General features: G+C 66.1%; 16 protein-coding genes. 2 read left to right on the top strand and 14 right to left on the bottom strand.

Annotation, left to right across the window (positions count from 1 at the left end; genetic code table 11):
* From B2W70_RS01690 to B2W70_RS01680, 3 genes are all read right to left on the bottom strand, one after another.
* Positions 1 to 1,674 (bottom strand): hypothetical protein (locus tag B2W70_RS01690; protein ID WP_286742228.1); only part of this gene is annotated, 1,674 nt, incomplete at its 3' end.
* Between the two features lie 5 nt (positions 1,675 to 1,679).
* Positions 1,680 to 3,689: an autotransporter assembly complex protein TamA gene (locus tag B2W70_RS01685; protein WP_286742227.1), complete on the bottom strand. Its 2,010-nt coding sequence runs from the start codon at positions 3,687 to 3,689 to the stop codon at positions 1,680 to 1,682.
* Positions 3,689 to 4,861: a vWA domain-containing protein gene (locus tag B2W70_RS01680; RefSeq protein ID WP_286742225.1), complete on the bottom strand. Its 1,173-nt coding sequence runs from the start codon at positions 4,859 to 4,861 to the stop codon at positions 3,689 to 3,691. Before B2W70_RS01680 ends, B2W70_RS01685 begins: the two co-directional genes overlap by 1 nt.
* Positions 4,862 to 4,970: 109 nt before the next feature.
* On the opposite strand from B2W70_RS01680, the gene B2W70_RS01675 reads away from it, so the two are divergent.
* Positions 4,971 to 6,146, top strand: coding sequence for a GGDEF domain-containing protein (locus B2W70_RS01675; RefSeq protein ID WP_286742224.1), 1,176 nt, complete (start codon positions 4,971 to 4,973; stop codon positions 6,144 to 6,146).
* A 51-nt stretch (positions 6,147 to 6,197) separates the two neighbouring features.
* Here B2W70_RS01675 and B2W70_RS01670 read toward each other — a convergent pair whose 3' ends face one another.
* Positions 6,198 to 7,040: an AAA family ATPase gene (locus tag B2W70_RS01670; RefSeq protein ID WP_286742222.1), complete on the bottom strand. Its 843-nt coding sequence runs from the start codon at positions 7,038 to 7,040 to the stop codon at positions 6,198 to 6,200.
* A gap of 106 nt (positions 7,041 to 7,146) precedes the next feature.
* Between B2W70_RS01670 and B2W70_RS01665 the strand changes: the two genes are divergently transcribed.
* Positions 7,147 to 7,821 carry a c-type cytochrome gene (locus B2W70_RS01665; protein WP_286742221.1) on the top strand — a complete coding sequence of 225 codons (675 nt, stop codon included), beginning with the start codon at positions 7,147 to 7,149 and terminating at the stop codon, positions 7,819 to 7,821.
* 15 nt (positions 7,822 to 7,836) lie between these two features.
* Here B2W70_RS01665 and B2W70_RS01660 read toward each other — a convergent pair whose 3' ends face one another.
* From B2W70_RS01660 to B2W70_RS01615, 10 genes are all read right to left on the bottom strand, one after another.
* On the bottom strand, positions 7,837 to 9,867 hold the full coding sequence (locus B2W70_RS01660) for a type I secretion C-terminal target domain-containing protein (RefSeq protein ID WP_286742220.1): 2,031 nt from the start codon (positions 9,865 to 9,867) through the stop codon (positions 7,837 to 7,839).
* A complete protein-coding gene (locus tag B2W70_RS01655) occupies positions 9,792 to 11,009 on the bottom strand; it encodes a Calx-beta domain-containing protein (protein WP_286742219.1) in 1,218 nt (405 codons plus the stop codon). Before B2W70_RS01655 ends, B2W70_RS01660 begins: the two co-directional genes overlap by 76 nt.
* 101 nt (positions 11,010 to 11,110) lie before the next feature.
* Positions 11,111 to 11,542 carry a DUF1841 family protein gene (locus tag B2W70_RS01650; protein ID WP_286742218.1) on the bottom strand — a complete coding sequence of 144 codons (432 nt, stop codon included), beginning with the start codon at positions 11,540 to 11,542 and terminating at the stop codon, positions 11,111 to 11,113.
* A 3-nt stretch (positions 11,543 to 11,545) separates the two neighbouring features.
* Entirely contained in the window at positions 11,546 to 11,899 is a 354-nt protein-coding gene (locus tag B2W70_RS01645) for an FKBP-type peptidyl-prolyl cis-trans isomerase (RefSeq protein ID WP_286742216.1), read from the bottom strand.
* Positions 11,900 to 11,963: 64 nt separating this feature from the next.
* Positions 11,964 to 12,668 (bottom strand): urea ABC transporter ATP-binding subunit UrtE, encoded by a 705-nt coding sequence (urtE, locus tag B2W70_RS01640; RefSeq protein ID WP_286742214.1) that lies wholly within the window; start codon positions 12,666 to 12,668, stop codon positions 11,964 to 11,966.
* A 24-nt stretch (positions 12,669 to 12,692) separates the two neighbouring features.
* A complete protein-coding gene (gene urtD / locus B2W70_RS01635; protein ID WP_286742212.1) occupies positions 12,693 to 13,592 on the bottom strand; it encodes an urea ABC transporter ATP-binding protein UrtD in 900 nt (299 codons plus the stop codon).
* Positions 13,589 to 14,728: an urea ABC transporter permease subunit UrtC gene (gene urtC / locus B2W70_RS01630; RefSeq protein ID WP_414631017.1), complete on the bottom strand. Its 1,140-nt coding sequence runs from the start codon at positions 14,726 to 14,728 to the stop codon at positions 13,589 to 13,591. Before urtC ends, urtD begins: the two co-directional genes overlap by 4 nt.
* 11 nt (positions 14,729 to 14,739) lie before the next feature.
* Positions 14,740 to 16,407, bottom strand: a complete 1,668-nt coding sequence (gene urtB / locus B2W70_RS01625) for an urea ABC transporter permease subunit UrtB (protein ID WP_286742210.1) — start codon at positions 16,405 to 16,407, stop codon at positions 14,740 to 14,742.
* A 137-nt stretch (positions 16,408 to 16,544) separates the two neighbouring features.
* The gene (gene urtA, locus B2W70_RS01620) at positions 16,545 to 17,822 is read right to left on the bottom strand and encodes an urea ABC transporter substrate-binding protein (RefSeq protein ID WP_414631016.1); all 1,278 of its coding nucleotides are present in this window, start codon (positions 17,820 to 17,822) and stop codon (positions 16,545 to 16,547) included.
* Positions 17,823 to 17,979: 157 nt separating this feature from the next.
* A partial coding sequence (locus B2W70_RS01615) for a sterol desaturase family protein (protein ID WP_286742209.1) occupies positions 17,980 to 18,523 on the bottom strand: 544 nt, incomplete at its 5' end.

Genomic DNA, 18,523 nt, shown 5'->3' with positions numbered 1-18,523 from the left:
CCGTCCAGACAGGGGCACGCCCGCCAGGCTGCTGGGCGACAAAGTCCACGCCATCGCACCTGCGAGCTTGCCGTCAACCTCGAATTGCCCCTGTCCCGACAGGTGGGTCTCGCCTTGCAGCGCCGCCGGCCATGGCAACCAGGCGCGTGGGTCGAACCGACCCAGGCGCACGCGCCCCATCGCCGCCCATCCGCCCTGCTCGGCAGCCAAACCCCAGCGCAAGCTCACGTCGTCGAGCTGGGCCCGCGCCTCGCCGGAAGCCAGCTGCAGCGCCTTGATCGCCCACCGCTGGGGTGAGAGCTGGCTGCCCAGGCTGATGCTGACCGGGGTCTTGAGAGAGCGGCCAGCCACCTCGTGAACCGTGCCATCCAGGCGCAGGTCCAGCGCCCCAGACAGGCCGGCGGCAGCCGCATCAGGCTTCCAGCGCAACTCGCCAGCCAAGGCCAGGTCAGGCAGGCTGCCCAGCAGGGCCCGGGGCGCCAGGTCCTGCACGCCGACGACCAGCGGCGCGCGCCCCATCAAGGGCCCGCTGAACAACAGCCGGGCAGGTTGCTGAGCTGTGCGCCCCGGCAAGCTCACCACCAGGTCGGTGCGCACCTCTCGCCAGGTGTCGGCACCGGCTTGCGCGACCAACTTGCGATCGATCGAGAGCTGACCTTTCATCGCCAACCAGGGCAAGCGCCCCTGGTCCCAGGCTCCTGCCAGGCCGTTGCCCAGGTCCACCTTGGCGACCAGGTCGCGCGCGGCCAGATCTTCGAACCCCACTCGCCCACGGATCTCCGAACGGGGCAGCCCAGGCCACAACGCCGCCAGGTCCAGCGCTTCGATGTCCAGGCGCCCCCTGGAAACCGGCCAGGACGCAAAGGGCTGCACGCCCACGTCGGCACGCACAGACTGCGCCGATCCGCGCTCGGGTTGCCAGCGCACGTCCAGCTGCAAACCAAAATCCTTGAGCGGCCCCTGCGCTCGCAGCTTCACCAAGCCGGCGCCCGCCAGCAGGCCGTCACCCGACGAGGATGCCTCACGCCGGCCCTCGGCCTGCAAATCGGCCTCCAGCGGCATCGCCCCGGTCCCGCCCAACCCCAGCTCACCAGACAGGCGCCAATCGGTCCAGCTCAGGCTGCGCAGGCGCACCGCATGGCGCATGGCCCCCAGGCGCAACTCTGCGTCCAGGCCCCGCAGGGGCTGCCCCCCGGTCAATCCATGGAGCTCGGCGATTTCAAGCCGGCCAATCGTCAGGCTCAACGGCAGGCTCAGGTCGGTCGGAGGCGGACTGGGCTGCGCCTGCGGATCGGGCACCCACTTCAGGTCAATGCGGCGCCCGCTCAGGCGGTCCACCTGCACGCCCAGCCACCATGGCGCACTGCGGTCCACCACCAGGCGCAGGCCCTGCCAGGCAGGCTGCTGCCAGACCAGGCGCCCCTCGCGCGGCAAACTCACCTCCAGGCGCGCGGCCTCGAAGTCACCGAGCAAGGCCCCACGCGGTGCCACCACCGTCACGCCAGGCAAGTGCGACACCACCTGCTCGGTCAGCCACTCGTCGTGCAGCAGCGCCCACAAAGCGCCCAGCGAAAGCAGCCCCAGTAGCAGCAGCGACAGCGGTGCCCAGGTCAGGCGCCAGATGAAAGACAAGGGCAAACGCAGCCAGCGCCAAAGGCGGGAGTCCGGGTGCACGTCACTCACAGGCTGACCCCGACGCTGAAGTGCAAGCGCCACTCATCGGTGGACACCCCGCGCGCGATGTCGATGCGAAACGGTCCCACCGGGCTGCGCCAGCGGATGCCCACGCCGTGCCCCCGCTTGAGCGCCCATTGATCGATGCGTTCGGCCGAGTCGCCCACGTCCATGAACACCGCGCCTAACAAGTTCGGCACGCCCGGCCACAAGGGGTGCGACAGCTCGATGCTGCCCGTGCCCAGCACGCGACCACCGGTGGTCACGCCATCTCGCTCGACGCCAATGGAGCGAAAGGCATAACCACGGATGGAGTCGTCACCGCCCGCGCGAAACAGCAAGGCATCGGGCACGCTGACGTTGTCACGCGCCAGCACCTGGCCGCCCTCGGCGCGAAACTGCAGCTGCCACGAGGCCGGCAGGGGCACGTAGGCCGTGAATCGTCCATGCACCCGGCCAAAGTAGCCGCTTTCGTCGAGCGCAGAGATCGAGCGCCCGCCGGTGAGCGCCACCATCGTGGTCGTGCCCCGGGTCGGCAGAACCTGGCTGTCCACGTCGCGAAAGATCCACTGGGACGTGAAGCTCAGCGCGGTCGCGTCGGCCACCAGCAGGTCAGCGGCCGAACGCACCGAGGTGCGCAAGGCTTCCACGTAGTCGGTGCGCTCCAGCCGTTCGCCTTCACGCAAGCGGCCCACCTTGAGGCGCTGCGTTCGCGTGATGGCGTTGTCGTTGTCCTCGATGCTGGAGACCTGCGCGGAGGCCAGGCCACGCTTGCGGCCAGGCCATGGGTGCGAGAGCAGGTCGACCAGGCCGTCCGACACGCGCAGGCCCAGCTGCACCTTGGTGCGCACCTGCCAGTCCTGCCCGAAGGGGTTGCGGTGCAGGTGCTCGAACGACACGCGAGGTCCGTTGTCGCTGCTCGCGCCAACGCCCACGGAAGCCTCCTGAATGGGCGCCTCGCGCACCTGCACGATCAGCGGCGTGGCCTCGGGGTGGTTCACATCCAGGACCGGAGAGACGTACACGCTCTCGAACAGGTTGACCTTTTGCAGGCGCTCCTGCCAGTCCAGCACCTGCCGCTCGCGATACGGCTGCCCAGCCCGAAACGGCGCCAGGTTGAGCACCGCAGAGGGCGGCTGTCGCTCCAGTCCTTCGATGCGCACGTCGCCAAACGCGAAGGCAGGCCCGGAATCGGCCACCAGGAACAGGCTGGCCGTGTGCGCCTGCGCATCCACCGTGGCCGATGTGCCGCTCCAGCTGGCCATCGGGTAGGTGTCGGCACGCAAACGAGCCAGGGCAGCGTTCTTGGCCGTGGTCCAGTCGGACTGGCGAAAGGGCTCGTCCTGCGGCAGCGCCCAGTTGTCGGCGATGTCTTCGGTGAGCGACTTGGCCTCGGCGTCTTCAGCCGACAAGCGCGTGTCGAGCTGGCCTTCGTAAACGAACTGCACACGGCTGATCACCGTGCGCGGCCCGGGCTCGACCACGACCTGCACCAGCACGGGCGTGGCGAGCGAAGCCGATCCCGATGCGGTCGCAGGCGTGGCCACACCGTTGCCATCGGCCGCGGCATCTTCCACCTTGATGCGAACCTGCGCGGTGAAGTAGCCCTCGGCTTCCAGCAGTGCTCGGGCCTGGGCCGGCACCTCGGCCAGCAGGCGGCGCAACTCACCTCGCGTGATGCGCAAGGCCGAGGGCGCCGGATCTTCACCGCCCTGTGACTCGGATGCTTCGTCTTGCGCCTGCTGCGCCTCGCGCTGGTAACGCGCCAGGTCAAGGTTCTCCATCAGCAGGTCGTCGAGCGGCGAAGGGGCCTGCACCGTCAACTGCCAATCGACCGGCCTGGGCGCACGCCGGACTGGCGCACCGGCGGCAGCACCGGCATCGGACGCGCTGGCAGCACCCGACACGGCAGGTGCCGAAACCTCGCCCGTCGTCTGCGCCCAGGCGGCACCAACCGACAGCCAAGCCACCGAGCCCAGCAGCCCGGCGATGAACACACCAGCCCAACGCACCATCACTTGCTCAGCAGACGCATCGCGCTCTCGAGCCCTTGCAGGCTCATCGGGAACATGCGCCCGCCCATGAGCTGGCGCATGATCGACACGCTCTGGCGGTACTCCCACACGCCCGGCTGCTCCGGGTTGATCCACACGTGCTGCGGGAAGGCATGCGTCAGGCGCCCGATCCACTCTGCCCCGGCCTCTTCGTTGTTGTACTCGACGCTGCCGTGCGCCTGCAGGATCTCGTAGGGGCTCATGGTCGCGTCGCCCACGAAGATCAGCTTGTAGTCCTTGTTGTACTTGCGGATGATGTCCCAGGTCGGGATCTTCTCGGTGAAGCGCCGGTGGTTGTTCTTCCACATGAAGTCGTAGACGCAGTTGTGGAAGTAGTAGAACTCCAGGTGCTTGAACTCGCTCTTGGCGGCCGAAAACATTTCCTCCACGCGGTGGATGTGGTCGTCCATCGAGCCACCCACGTCCATCAGCAGCAGCACCTTGACCGCGTTGTGCCGCTCAGGCACCAGCTTGATGTCGAGCATGCCCGCGTTGGCCGCCGTGCTGTGGATGGTGTCGTCCAGGTCGAGCACCTCGGCCGCGCCCTGGCGTGCGAACTTGCGCAGGCGGCGCAACGCCACCTTGATGCTGCGCGTGTCCAGCTCGATGCTGTCGTCGTAGTCCTTGAACTCACGCTGGTCCCAGACCTTGACGGCCTTGCGGTGGCGGGACTTGTCCTGCCCGATGCGGATGCCTTCGGGGTTGTAGCCGTGCGCGCCGAACGGCGAGGTGCCGCCGGTGCCGATCCACTTGTTGCCACCCTCGTGGCGCTCCTTCTGCTCCTTGAGCAACTCCTGGATGCGATCCATGAGCTTGTCCCAGCCCATGGCTTCGATCTTGGCTCGGTCTTCCGGTGTGAGTTCGCGCTCGAAGTGCTTGCGCAGCCACTCCAAGGGAATCTCCTTACCGAAGTCGACGGCGTCGACCACCCCCCTGAAATAAGTGGAGAAAGCCCGGTCGAATTTGTCGAAATGCGCCTCGTTCTTGACCAAGGTGGTGCGAGCCAGGTGGTAGAACTCATCCACCGAGGGTTCGATCACGTCCTGCTTGATGGCTTCCAGCAGCGTGAGGTACTCCGGGATCGTGACCGGCAAGCGTGCCGCACGCAACGCGAAGAAGAAGTCAATGAGCATAGGCAGTCCTGGGAATCTCGCGCTATTTTGGCCCCTGATCGGCGTCCCCGCCAGATCGGCGCCAGATGGGTGCGATGCTTTCGGGGACTCCTGAGTTGTCTGGCCCGACATGGAATTGCGACACCTGCTGTTGGCCTACGTCCTGCTGACGTTCGCCTTCACCACCTCGATGTGGTTCATCGCGGGCACTTGGATGGGCCTGTCGCGCAAGGCTGCGTCCGACTGGATGCGCGCCAACCTCACCGGTGGCCTGGCCTTGGTGTTGCTGTTGTTCGACACCGGGCTGCCCAGGCAGGTCTGCCTGATGCTGTCCTCCTGCCTGATGCTGATCTCGGCGGTGTCGACCCGGCGGGGCCTGCAATCGTTCTTCCGTCAGCCCCAGGCCCTCGTCAAACAGGTGATGGTGGTGCTCATCCCCTCTGCGCTGAACCTGCTCGTCTGGCTGCCCAGCGGCCTGCTCACCACCGGCATCGTCTCGTCCAGCCTGGTGGCGGCCGCCATCATGATCAAGGCCGCCAGCGACACCCACACGGTGCTGGCACGCGAGTTCCGTCCAGGCACCGCCTTGGCCGCCGACATCGTCCTGGGCGTCACGGCCTTGTTTTGCGTGGGCATCGCCATCGGGGCCCTGGGCCTGCGTTTTTTGCCCGCGTGGATGCCCTCCCCGGCCACGACCCAGACCTGGCTGGCCATCACGGCCTCGGGCCTGACGATTGCCGTGAGCTTTGTGCTGGGCTACATCGTGGTGATGCGCCTGGTTTACCGACTGCAGCACCTGTCGCAACACGACAGCCTGACGGGCCTGCTCAACCGCCGCGCCATCGAAAACAGCCTGGACAAGGAAGCGCAGCGCCTGCAGCGCTTCGGCGAGGTGTATTCGGTGATGCTGGTGGACATCGACCACTTCAAGCGCATCAACGACAACCTGGGCCACGCCGCCGGCGACGAAGTGCTGCGCGCGGTGGCCGCCATCCTCAAAGACCACGCTCGAGAGGTCGACCGCGTGGCACGCTACGGCGGCGAGGAGTTCTGCGTGCTGCTGCCGCACACCGACCACGAGGGGGCCCTGCAGGCGGCCGAGCGCCTGCGCAGCGCGGTGCACCGCACCGACATCCCCTGGCAGGACGAGCAGATCTGCGTGACCATCAGCACCGGCCTGGCCACGGCACAAGACCCGGACGAGCCCCTGCACGCCCTGCTCAAGCGCGCCGACGATGCGCTCTACCGAGCCAAGACCGAAGGTCGAAACCGCGTGGTCGCAGCGCCCACCTGCAAGGCGGCCTGACAACAAAAAGCCGGCCTCCGGGGCCGGCTCGGGCATCAAGGCGTCAGGCGTTCACCGGTTGTGACGCGCCATGTTGACCAGGCGCTCGAACAGGCTGAGGTCCTGTTCATTCTTGAGCAACGCGCCCACCAGCGGCGGCACGCTCACCTTCTCGTCGGCGCTTTGCAGGGCCTCGAGCGGGATGTCTTCGGCCACCAGCAGCTTGAGCCAGTCGATCAGCTCGGAGGTGCTGGGCTTCTTCTTGAGGCCCGGCAGGTTGCGCACTTCGTAGAAGTGGCGCATGGCCGCCGACAGCAGGTCCTGGCGGATGTTGGGGAAGTGCACCTCCACGATCTGTTTCATCGTGGTCGCATCCGGGAAGCGGATGTAGTGGAAGAAGCAGCGGCGCAGGAAGGCGTCCGGCAGGTCTTTTTCGTTGTTGGAGGTGATGATCACCAGCGGGCGGTGCTTGGCCTTGACCAGCTGGCGCGTCTCGTAGACGTAGAACTCCATGCGGTCGATTTCGCGTAGCAGGTCGTTCGGGAACTCGATGTCGGCCTTGTCGATCTCGTCGATCAGCAGGGCAACCGGCTGGTCGGCGTCGAAGGCCTGCCACAACACGCCCTTGACGATGTAGTTGTGGATGTCCTTGACCTTCTCGTCACCGAGTTGGCTGTCGCGCAAACGGGACACCGCGTCGTACTCATACAACCCTTGCTGGGCCTTCGTGGTCGATTTGATGTGCCATTGCAACAGCGGCATGCCCAGCGCCTCGGACACCTGCTCGGCCAACATCGTCTTGCCCGTGCCGGGCTCGCCCTTGACCAGCAGGGGGCGCTGGAGCTTGAGCGCCGCGTTGACCGCCAGTTTCAGGTCTTCGGTGGCGACGTATTGATCGGTACCTTGGAATTTCATGCGCTGACTCAACCGGGTTGTTACTGTGTTCGAGTATAGGGCGGGCCCCAATAATGGTTTGGTCACCCGTGTGTTTCCCCGCCCGTCATTCTCTCCTGACAGCCCCATGAAAACACTTTCCCACCCGATCCGTTCGCTGGTCACCGCCGGCCTGATCGCAGCAGCAGGGGGCCACGCCCTCGCCCAGGACGTCGTCGGCAACCCCGACAACGCCCGCCAGAAAGTCGCCATGTGCATTGGCTGCCACGGCATCCCTGGCTACCAGGCCAGCTTCCCGGAGGTGCACAAGGTGCCGATGATTTCGGGGCAAAACGCCAAGTACATCGCGGCAGCGCTGACGGCCTACCGCCAAGGCGAGCGCAAGCACCCCTCGATGCGCGGCATCGCCGGCAGCCTGAGTGACCAGGACATCGCCGACCTGGCCGCCTTCTACGAAGCCAACGGCAAGGGCGTGCCAGCGCCCGCTGCCAAAGCAGCGCCCGCCCCTTCGGCACAGGTCCAGGCCTTGCTGACCAAAGGCGCCTGCCTGAGCTGCCATGGCGAAGGCATGAACAAGCCCATCGACGGCAGCTACCCCAAGGTGGCCGGCCAGCATGCCGACTACCTTTACGTGTCGCTGAAGGCCTACCAGGTCGAGGGCAATGCCGCCGTCGGCCGTGGCAACGCGATCATGGCCACGCAGGCGCGCATGTTCACCCCGGCAGAGCTCAAGCAGCTGGCGGGCTACATCGCCACCCTGCCCGGCGACCTGCGGACCGTGCCGCAGTCGCGCTGGCGCTGAGCCAGCGCAGCCCCCTCAGGTCACGTCCACCAGCAAGCGCCCCTGTGCAATCAGGTCAAGGATGACCTGTTGCTGGGAGGCGCCAGCCGAGCTCAAGCCGAGCAAGTTGGCCTTTTCCAGGACGATTTGCTGGTCGATGTGGGCCGTGCCCGTGGCAAAGCCACCCTGGCTGCTGATGTCGATGCGTGTGCCGGTCGACGCACCACTGCCGAAGGACTCCACCCGCAGGTAGTCGGCGATGTTGCCGCTGACGTTGATCAGGTTCTCGCCTTGCAGCAGGTCACGCAGGTCGAGCACGTCACCGCCGCTGGACAGCTGCCGTGTGCTGAAGTCGGTGATGGTGTCGAGTGCGCCCGAGCCATCGCCCCTGTCCGCCAGGCGCCAGGCGAACACGTCGCTGCCCGCACCACCCGTCAGCCGGTCGTTGCCGGCCCCGCCCACCAACAAATCGGAACCCGCGCCACCCAGGAGGCTGTCGTTGCCTTCGTGGCCGTACAGCGCATCGTTGCCCGAGCCACCCGTCAGCGAGTCGTCGCCGCCACCACCCAGCAGGGTGCCGGCCCCGGTCACCACGGACAGCACGTCCCCGCGTTCCGTGCCCACCTGGGTGCGCGCCTGGTCCACCCGCAAGGTCAGGCTGGCTGAGGCGACGTCACCATCGCGGTCGGTGACACTGAAAGCGATGGTTTCCGCAGGCGTTGCCACCGCTGGCACGTAGGTGAAGTCGGAAGTGATCAGGTCGATGTGGAAAACACCGCCAGCCTTGGTGGTCACGGTCAAATCGGTCTGGCCTGCCTGGTACAGGTAGGTCTGACCATCGATGGTGACGCTGTCGAGGTGAGGCACACCGTCGGCGCCTCCTGCCACACCGCGGCCCGCATCGCGCACGAGGTTGCCACCGATGGCATCGGGCGCCAGGCCCGTCAGCAAACCGGGCAACTGCGCGAAGGTGTTGGCCAGGCTGGCGTCCAGGTCGGAACGCGCGATGCCGTCGTAGGCCAGGCCATCCAGGGAGCCCTGCACGCTCGGCACCAGGCCCACGACCTCGCTGCGAACGTGGTTCTGCTTGAGGAAGCTGACCCAGTCAGGCACGAGCTGACCGAGCGACTGGGCGACCTGCGCCGAAGGAGCGCTGTCGGACAGCACATGGGCAATGTTCTGGGCGCCATCGATGCGACCAGACGCTGCAAAAGCCGATTGGGCGGCCTGCAAGGCCAGGTCATGACGAGCGTCGTCGGTGGCCGCAGCTTGCAAGGCAGCCAGGGCCTGGCGCGCTTGTGCCACCGTCATCCAGGCATCGCCAGCAGCCTGGGCTTGGGCACCGAAGGTGACCAGGCGAACGGCCACGCTGCCAACGTCGTCGTAGCTGTCGAGGAGTTGCTCGGCAGCGCGCACCGAGGCTTGCAATCGGCTGAGCCCATCCACGCCACTGGCCGTTGCCATGCTGGACGAGGTGTCGATCACCAACAGCAGATTGGTGTCCTGGATGGATGCCTGGGTGGAGAAAGCCCCGGACAGGCGTGGCTGATCGTCCACGACATGGATCGTCAGGCTGGAGGCCTGGCCACCCGTGCCCGAGGCCGGTTGCAGCCCGAAGACCAGGTCGATCTCGTTGCGCGTGACCGGGTGGAAGATGGCCGACTGCAGCTCAAACGAGTAAGCGCCATCCGAGCCCAGGCGGGCGATGGCCACCACGGGTGCGTTGGACGCCGAGCCGGCATAGGCCGTCAAGGTGTTGGGGGCGGTCTCTTTCCAGACCAGAGGCTGCTGGTTGATCGTGGCCAGGACCTGCTCGACTGGGGCGATCAGGCGGGCTTCGGTGGGCAGGCCGGCGTCGTCGAGCAAGGACAGGCTGCCTGAGACACGCGCCGGTGCCGGGTCGGTTCGCCCCGCCAGACCGGACTCGAAGACGCGCGCTTCAAAGTCGTTGTCGAGCAAGGTGTTCTGAGCCGATGCCGAAGTGTTGGCGGTCACACCAGAGACCACCGATGCTTGCAGGGACAGGGTTTCAGCGCCTTCGGCGGGCGAGTCATTGACCGTGGGCACGCGCCCTGGATGGCGGTTTGGCCCGGCGCAAATGTCAGCAAACCGTCGGTCAGGGGCAGCCACTGCTGAGTGACGCCATTCCAGTATTCCAAAGGCCCGGCCGTGTCGGCCCCGGGGGTGGCGCCCGACTCGACCACGCTGGTGCCAGGTGCGTCCACACCGGCTTGAGGCTCGAGCTTCAACACCACCGATTGGGTCGCACTGGCGTGGCTGAGTTGCACCGTGAAGACGCTGGGTTGACCTTCGGTCACGGTGGGGCCGCCAAGCACGCTGACCACGGGACGGTCGTCATCGGGCAGCGGCTGGTTCGGCGAGCCGGCAAACGTCCCTGTGCCGTCGTCGGCGATCGTGCCCAGCCCCACGCCCTTGTCGATGTCGGCGTTGACCGCATCGCTCAGGACCACCTGGAACACCTCGTCGCCCTCGTAGATGTCGTCATCCGCGATGGGGATGCGCACCTGCACCGAGGTTTGGCCTGCGGGGATGGTGACGGTGCCGGCGGTGAGCGTGGGGACGTAGTCCTGCAACGCATCGGCCTGAGCCCCGGCCGACGACGGTGCGGCCTGTGTCACGTAGCTGACGGTCACGGGCTCGGTGCTGGGCTCGCTCAAGGTGATGGTGAAGGTGGCGTTGCCAGCGCCCTCGTTGACGCGGACGTCGTCGATCGACAGGGTTGGCAGCGGCGCAGGGGGCGGCGGAGCCGGGTTGACCGGATCAGCGGGCTGCGTGCCGACGCCAGCGTCGTCAGGCGCGGTCACCGCGAAGATGGGCGGAGGCAGCACGCGCTCGGTGCCGTAGGTGAACGACAGCGGCGTGACGGCCTCGCTGATTCGCTCGACGCGCAGGCCGTCTGACAGGCTTGCACCTGGCCCGCCCTGCAAGCCGGCAGCGGGGGGGTCGAGCGGGTCGGGCTGGGCCAGGTCGGCGATCACGCGATCGGTTTCGGCAGCGGCCCGCGCGACAGGCGTGGCTTCGCGGTCAGGTGAGATCTGCACCAGGCCATCGTCTTCGGTGACCACCTGCTGACCACCCAGGACCTTGTCGCCCACCTTCAAGGGCTTGAGTTGCCCGTTGGGCATGCGGAGGAAGGCAGCACCCCAGATGGCGGTGACGGTGCCAGAAGACATGGCAAGGATGGGCATGGGCAAGTCCGTTGGAAAAGACCGGTACAAGTTCACAGTTTATGTGGGTCCCCCATGCCGCAGGGGGGGCAGCAACCCCTCGTGTGAAGGGCTGCCACCGGTCAACGCGTCGCGCGCTGACGGATGTGGTCGATGTAGCGTTCGCCGTCAAACGGTTTGCCAAACCGCTGAGACTCCCAGACCATCTCGCCCAGGGACTCCATCACCTCGTGGTGCGCCTCGTGCAGCGACTGGCGCCGGTTGGCCAGCAACTCCACCGCAGCCCGGATGCCCCGGGGCTGGTCGATGCTGACCTGCTCGGTGATCGACAGGTGCATGGACAGGTGCAAAAAGGGGTTGGTGCGCCCCTCCTCCACCTCGAAGACCGCCGCCACCGCCGCCTCCACGTCCGACAGGTCGGCGTGGTACTCGGGGTGCTGTGCGATCCAGTCGGCCGCCTGGGCTTCCAGGGGCGTCAGGGGCTGGCCGGCCTGGTGCTTGGCCCAGGTCTCGCAAAAGAAACGCCGGACCTGCTCCTGGGAAGGGGCGAACATCTATCAGACGCCCAGCAGCTCGACTTCGAACATCAAGGTGGCGTTGGGGGGGATGACGCCGCCAGCGCCACGGGCGCCATAGCCCAGCGCGGGCGGGATCACCAGGATGCGGGTGCCGCCCACCTTCATGCCTTGCACGCCCTCGTCCCAGCCGCGGATGACGTGGCCGGCCGCCAGGGGGAACTCGAAGGGGTCGCGACGGTCCTTGCTGGAGTCGAACTTGGCGCCCTTGACGCCGTTCTCGTACAGCCAGCCGGTGTAGTGCACGGTGACATAAGCACCAGCCTTGGCGACTTCGCCCGAGCCTTCGACGGTGTCTTCGTACTGGAGGCCGGAGGTGGTGGTGACGACGGGCATGGCGGGTCCTTTCAGGAGGCGGAAGCAGAAAAAAGGGAGCCGCGAGTCTACCGCGCGCCCCGCTTCAGATCGACATCAGCTGGCGCACGCCGTCGGCTTCCATGTCGGCGCCGCGCCCCCGGCGGATGATCTCGCCGCGCTCCATCACCAGGTACTGGTCGGCCAGTTCGGCGGCGAAGTCGTAGAACTGCTCGACCAGCACCACGGCCATCTTCTGGCCGTTCAGGCCCTCATCGGCCAGTTTGCGGATGGCCCGCCCGATGTCCTTGATGATGCTGGGCTGGATGCCCTCGGTGGGCTCATCCAGGATCAGGATCTTGGGGCCGGCGGCCAGGGCGCGGGCGATGGCAAGCTGCTGCTGCTGACCACCCGAGAGGTCGCCGCCCCGGCGGTGCAGCATCTGCTTGAGCACGGGGAACAGCTCGAAGAGCTGCTCGGGCAAGGGCGTGTTGCCCGGCTTGGAAGCCAGGCCCATCTGCAGGTTCTCGGCCACGGTGAGGCGACCAAAAATCTCGCGGCCTTGGGGCACATAGCCGACGCCAAGGCGCACACGCTCGTAGGGCTTGGTGCCATCGATGGATCGACCGTCGAGCTGGATGTCGCCGCTCTTGATGGGCACCAGGCCCATGAGGCTCTTGAGCAGCGTGGTCTTGCCCACGCCGTTGCGGCCGAGCACGACCGTGACCTCGCCGATCTGGGCCTCGAAGCTCAGGCCGCGCAGGATGTGCGAGCCGCCGTAGTACTGATTGACGCTTTCAACCTTCAGCATGTTGTTCTTTCTTGAAACCCTGCGTCAGCGACCGAGGTAGACCTCGACAACCTTGTCGTTGGCCTGCACATCGGCCAGCGTGCCTTCGGCCAGCACCGAGCCTTCGTGCAGCACGGTGACCTTCTTCTTGCCGGCCGTGGGGCCCTGGGTGGTGAGTTCGTGGATGAACTTCATGTCGTGCTCGACCACCACCAGCGAGTGCGCGCCTTCGAGCGACAGAAACAGCTCGGCGGTGCGCTCGGTCTCTTCGTCGGTCATGCCGGCCACGGGCTCGTCCAGCAGCAGCAGCTTGGGGTCCTGCATCAGCAGCATGCCGATTTCCAACCATTGCTTCTGGCCGTGCGACAGCAGCCCCGCCGTGCGCTGGGCCTGGTCCTTCAAGTGGATGAGCTGCAGCATGGCGCCGATGCGATCGAGCTGCTCGCCGCTGAGCTTGAAGAACACCGAAGCGCGTGCGCGGCGGTCGGCCTTGAGCGCCAACTCCAGGTTCTCGAACACGCTCAGGTGCTCGAAGACGGTGGGCTTCTGGAACTTGCGGCCGATGCCGATCTGCGCGATCTCGTTCTCGCGCTTTTTCAGCAGGTCGATGGTCGATCCGAAGAAGGCCGAGCCGCTGTCGGGCCGGGTCTTGCCAGTGATGACGTCCATCATCGTGGTCTTGCCCGCGCCGTTGGGGCCGATGATGCAGCGCATCTCGCCGACCGCGATGTCCAGGCTCAGCTTGTTGAGCGCCTTGAAACCATCGAAGCTGACCTCGATGTCATCAAGGTACAGGATGGAGCCGTGGGTCAGGTCGACCTGGTCGGGGTTGTCGACCACGCGACCGTAGCTGGCCTCGCGGCCGCCCGATTCGCCGGCGTTGGTGGGCGTGTTCATCGCGCGCAGCAGGGTCTTGCTGCCTTCTTCCATCAGGTCGGGGGTCATGCCTTCACCTCAGCGTTCTTGTTGAGCAATTTCTTGACGCCGCCGACGATCCCGTTGGGCAGGAACAGCGTCACCAGCACGAACAGCAGGCCCAGGAAGTAGAGCCAGAACTCGGGGAAGGCGACGGTGAACCAGCTCTTGGCGCCGTTGACGAAGAAGGCGCCGATGATCGGGCCGATCAGCGTGGCGCGACCACCCACCGCCGTCCAGATGGCGATCTCGATGGAGGCCGCTGCCGACATCTCGCTGGGGTTGATGATGCCGACCTGCGGCACGTACAAGGCCCCGGCGATGGCGCACATCACGGCCGAGAGCGTCCAGATGGCGAGCTTGTAGGCCAACGGGTTGTAGCCACAGAACATGACGCGGTTTTCGGCGTCGCGGATGGCTTGCAGCACGCGGCCGAACTTGGTGTTCACCAACCAGCGCGCCATCAGGAAGAAGCCGATCAACGTCAGGCCCGTCAGCACGAACAGCACCATGCGGGTGGACTGCTGCGCGATCGGGATGTCCAGGATGCGCTTGAAGTCGGTGAAGCCGTTGTTGCCGCCAAAACCGGTTTCATTGCGGAAGAACAGCAGCATGGCCGCGAACGTCATCGCCTGGGTGATGATCGAGAAGTACACGCCCTTGATGCGCGAGCGGAAGGCGAAGAAGCCGAAGACGAAGGCCAGCAGCCCGGGCACCAGCACCACCAACAGCATCTGGCCGATGAAGCTTTCGCTCAGCGTCCAGTGCCAGGGCACCTGCTTCCAATCCAGGAAGACCATGAAGTCGGGGATGTCGGCACCGTACGAGCCGTCGCGGCCGATCTGGCGCATCAGGTACATGCCCATGCCGTAGCCACCGAGGGCAAAGAACAGGCCGTGTCCCAGCGACAGGATGCCGGTGTAGCCCCAGATCAGGTCCATGGCCAGCGCGCAGATGGCGTAGCACATGATCTTGCCGATCAATGCGACGGCATAGTCAGAGAGGTGGAAGGCCGAGTCGGCCGGCACCACCATGTTGAGCACCGGCGCGAGCACCATCACGGTGATCACGGCGGCCATCAGGACCGTCCAGCCCTTGGGCCCGAGGGCGCTGCGGGGCACCGTGATGCCGGTGCCAGGCAGATTGGAAGTCATCACTGCACTCATGTTGTTGTTCCTCAGGCTTCGGCGCTTCGGCCCTTCATCGCGAACAGACCTTGCGGACGCTTCTGGATGAAGATCACCACGATGACCAGGACCATGATCTTGGCCAGCACGGCACCCGACCAGCCTTCGAGCAGCTTGTTGACCATGCCCAGCCCCATCGCGGCGTAAACCGTGCCGGCGATCTGGCCGACACCCCCCGTGACCACCACCAGGAACGAGTCCACGATGTAGTTCTGGCCGAGGTCGGGGCCCACGTTGCCGATCTGCGAGAGCGCGCAGCCCGCCAGGCCGGCGATGCCCGCGCCCAGCGAGAAGGCCATGGTGTCGACCCGGGCGGTGTTGACGCCCATGCACGAGGCCATCGGGCGGTTCTGGGTCACGCTGCGCACGAACAGGCCCATGCGGGTCTTGTTGATCAGCAGGGTCATGCCGATGAGCACGGCGGCCGCGAAGGCGATGATGACCAGGCGGTTGTAGGGCAGCGTCAGGTTGCTGAGCACATCGAAGCCGCCCGACATCCAGCTCGGGTTCTCGACCTGCACATTCTGCGCGCCGAACACCGTGCGCACGGCCTGCATCAGGATCAGGCTCAGGCCCCAGGAGGCCAGCAGGGTTTCCAGCGGGCGGCCATAGAGGAAGCGGAACACGCTGCGCTCGAGCACCGCACCGACCAGGGCTGCGGCCATGAACGAGGCCGGGACGGCCAGCAGGATGTACCAATCGAACGCTTCAGGGAAGTAGGCCCGAAAGACGTTCTGCACCGCGAAGGTGGCATACGCGCCGATCATCATCAGCTCGCCGTGCGCCATGTTGATGACGCCCATCAGGCCATAGGTGATGGCCAGGCCGAGCGCGGCCAGCAGCAGGATGGAGCCCAGGCTGATGCCGGTGAACAGCACGCCGGCGTGCTCACCCCAGGCCAGCTTGCGGTTGACGGCGTCGAGGGCCGCCTGCAGCGCGCCCTTGACCGTGGCGTCGGTCTCGGCGCCGTCGTTCATGCGCTCCATCAGCAAGGAGCGGGACTCGGGCGAGGCATCGGCCCCCAGGGCTTTGACGGCCTCGAGTCGGCGCCCTGGGTCTTGCGAGTTCAGCAAGGCCTTGGAACGAACGGTCTTGAGCTGCTTGAGCAGTTGCGCATCGGACTCGGCCGCCAGGGCCTTGTCGATGGTGGCCAGCTGCGACTCGTCGGCCGCACTGGACAGCGCCTCGATGGCCGCAGCGCGCTCGTCGCGATCGGTGGAAGCCAGTTTGCCGATGGCCAGTGCGGCCTCGATCTCGCTGCCCATGCGGTTGTTGTTGACGACGTCCTCGGCGCCCTCGGGCAACTTGGCCGGCTCGCCCGTGGCGGCGTCCTTCACGTCGTCGCCATACACGATGTAGGCGCGATTGCCGGCCACCTTCACGGTGTCGTCGGCCAGGGCCTGCAGGAAGGCTGGCAGGGCCGGATCGCCCTTGGCCACGACGGCACGCAAGGCGGCCACGCGGTCGTCGTTGTCACCGGCCGAGATGGCGTAGGCCTCTTCGGCCGTCAGGGCCCACGCCGGCTGAGCGACGAGGCCACTCAGGCCGAAGAGGCTTGCGCCGAGCCCGAGGCTCAGGGCCAGTTGCGAAACACGCCGACGCCAGGCGCCAACGGGAGGATGGATGGAGGTTCGATCGATGTCGCTGATCACAGGCATCACCAGAAAAAAGACGCCCCCTGGGGAGACCCCAGCGGGGCGAACCGCTCTTTGCACTCAGACTTTTCAAGGCCGGGCGGAAAGCGACTCCCGCCCGGGGTGACCAGCTCAAAGCTGGCCACAAGGAGAGAACCCGCTCACTTGACTTCGGGCTCACCCTTCTTCTTGTCGTTGCCTTCGATGAAGGGGCTCCAAGGAGCGGCCTTGACGGGGCCAGGGGTCTTCCAGACCACCTTGAACTGACCGTCGGCCTTGACTTCGCCGATGAAGACCGGCTTGTGCAGGTGGTGGTTCTTCTCGTCCATCTTGGACATGAAACCACCCGGGGCCTTGAAGGTCTGACCGGCCATCGCAGCGATCACCTTGTCGGTGTCGGTGGACTTGGCCTTGGTCACAGCCTGCGCCCACATGTTGATGCCGATGTAGGTCGCTTCCATCGGGTCGTTGGTCAGGGGCTTGTCCTTGTGACCGGCGATGTTCTTGGCCTTGGCGTAAGCCGTCCACTTCTTGATGAACTCGTCGTTGGTCGGGTTCTTGACGGACATGAAGTAGTTCCAGGCAGCCAGGTGGCCGACCAGGGGCTTGGTGTCCACGCCACGCAGCTCTTCCTCACCCACCGAGAACGCCACCACCGGCACGTCCTTGGCTTTGAGGCCCTGGTTGCCCAGTTCCTTGTAGAAGGGCACGTTGGAGTCGCCGTTGATGGTCGAGATGACGGCGGTCTTCTTGCCTTCGGACGAGAACTTCTTGATCTTGGCGATGATGGTCTGGTAGTCGGAGTGACCGAAGGGGGTGTACTCCTCGATGATGTCGGCTTCGGCAACGCCCTTGGACTTCAGGAAGGCGCGCAGGATCTTGTTGGTGGTGCGGGGGTAGACGTAGTCGGTGCCCAGCAGCACGAAGCGCTTGGCCGAGCCGCCGTCCTTGCTCATCAGGTATTCGACAGCGGGGATGGCTTGCTGGTTGGGGGCGGCGCCCGTGTAGAACACGTTCTTCTCGAGCTCTTCACCTTCGTACTGGACGGGGTAGAACAGCAGGCCGTTGTTTTCCTTGAAGACCGGCAGCACCGACTTGCGCGACACCGAGGTCCAGCAGCCGAACACGACCGAGACCTTGTCCTGCGTCAGCAGCTGCTTGGCCTTTTCGGCGAACAGGGGCCAGTTGGAAGCGGGGTCGACCACCACGGGCTCGAGCTTCTTGCCCAGCAGGCCGCCCTTGGCGTTGATCTCGTCGATGGCCATCAGGACGGTGTCCTTGAGAACCGTTTCGGAGATGGCCATGGTGCCGGACAGCGAGTGCAGCACGCCGACCTTGATGGTGTCGGCGGCTTGGGCCATGGTGCTGAAGGCCAGGCCAGCGACGCCGAGGGCGACGGCGGACAGGGACTGGACGGCGCTGCGACGGGACATGTTCATGTGAGCTTGCTCCTGTGGGGCTGGGTTGGTTGAATCGATGGATTCAGTGTGCCCAGCCAGGGCGCTCTGTTGAATACGCCACATGGCGTATCGGGTGGCGTGAAAGGCCTCCAAGGCACACCCTTTGTTCCCATGACCCCGTCAGGCCCCTGCCCTGTCAGCGTTTGATCCCCAGGTCGGTGGTGTGATCGCTGCGGGCCACGTCGCACACATCGGGCGCGGTGCCCAGCACCCGGTCACCCAGGCCGCGAGAAACACCCCACCACAGTTGCTCGTTGCGGAAGTGGTGCCAGCGGTGCTCGAGCACCCGGCGTTCGCAGTAAGCCATGCGCGGGCGCCAGCTGATGTGCGCCAGGTAGTGCACCCATTCGTAGTGCAGGCCCTGCACCAGGAAAGCCAGGCTGCCCGTCAGCACCCACGACCGCCAGGGGCCCGCCAACCAAAGCAGCACGGCCAGCGACACCAGCACCCAGGCGTGCACGTGGCGCGGCACGAAGGTCCAGTGCAGGCTCCATGGCTCGGCGTGGTGGCGGCGATGGGTTTTGGGCAGGTAGAAGTCCAACGTCAAGCGCCCCAGGCGCAGGGGTTTGAAGTGCAGCACGTGCACGTGGATCAACCATTCGATGAACGGGAACGCCAGCCACAGGGCCAAGGCGATGGCCGCATCGAGCCAGCTCCAGCAACCCAACTGCCAGCGCCAG

The organism is Aquabacterium sp. UBA2148 (assembly GCF_002328915.1).
In the GTDB taxonomy this organism is placed as follows: domain Bacteria; phylum Pseudomonadota; class Gammaproteobacteria; order Burkholderiales; family Burkholderiaceae_C; genus Aquabacterium; species Aquabacterium parvum.
The sequence above is the reverse complement of the archived record's forward strand: the minus strand, read 5'-3'. Positions and strand labels throughout refer to the sequence as shown.

Coding starts and splice junctions, on each gene's coding strand:
- B2W70_RS01685 (WP_286742227.1), bottom strand. CDS start 3,689: ATGGTGCGTTGGGCTGGTGTGTTCATCGCCGGGCTGCTGGGCTCGGTG.
- B2W70_RS01680 (WP_286742225.1), bottom strand. CDS start 4,861: ATGCTCATTGACTTCTTCTTCGCGTTGCGTGCGGCACGCTTGCCGGTC.
- B2W70_RS01675 (WP_286742224.1), top strand. CDS start 4,971: ATGGAATTGCGACACCTGCTGTTGGCCTACGTCCTGCTGACGTTCGCC.
- B2W70_RS01670 (WP_286742222.1), bottom strand. CDS start 7,040: ATGAAATTCCAAGGTACCGATCAATACGTCGCCACCGAAGACCTGAAA.
- B2W70_RS01665 (WP_286742221.1), top strand. CDS start 7,147: ATGAAAACACTTTCCCACCCGATCCGTTCGCTGGTCACCGCCGGCCTG.
- B2W70_RS01655 (WP_286742219.1), bottom strand. CDS start 11,009: ATGCCCATCCTTGCCATGTCTTCTGGCACCGTCACCGCCATCTGGGGT.
- B2W70_RS01650 (WP_286742218.1), bottom strand. CDS start 11,542: ATGTTCGCCCCTTCCCAGGAGCAGGTCCGGCGTTTCTTTTGCGAGACC.
- B2W70_RS01645 (WP_286742216.1), bottom strand. CDS start 11,899: ATGCCCGTCGTCACCACCACCTCCGGCCTCCAGTACGAAGACACCGTC.
- urtE (WP_286742214.1), bottom strand. CDS start 12,668: ATGCTGAAGGTTGAAAGCGTCAATCAGTACTACGGCGGCTCGCACATC.
- urtD (WP_286742212.1), bottom strand. CDS start 13,592: ATGACCCCCGACCTGATGGAAGAAGGCAGCAAGACCCTGCTGCGCGCG.
- urtC (WP_414631017.1), bottom strand. CDS start 14,728: ATGAGTGCAGTGATGACTTCCAATCTGCCTGGCACCGGCATCACGGTG.
- urtB (WP_286742210.1), bottom strand. CDS start 16,407: ATGCCTGTGATCAGCGACATCGATCGAACCTCCATCCATCCTCCCGTT.
- urtA (WP_414631016.1), bottom strand. CDS start 17,822: ATGAACATGTCCCGTCGCAGCGCCGTCCAGTCCCTGTCCGCCGTCGCC.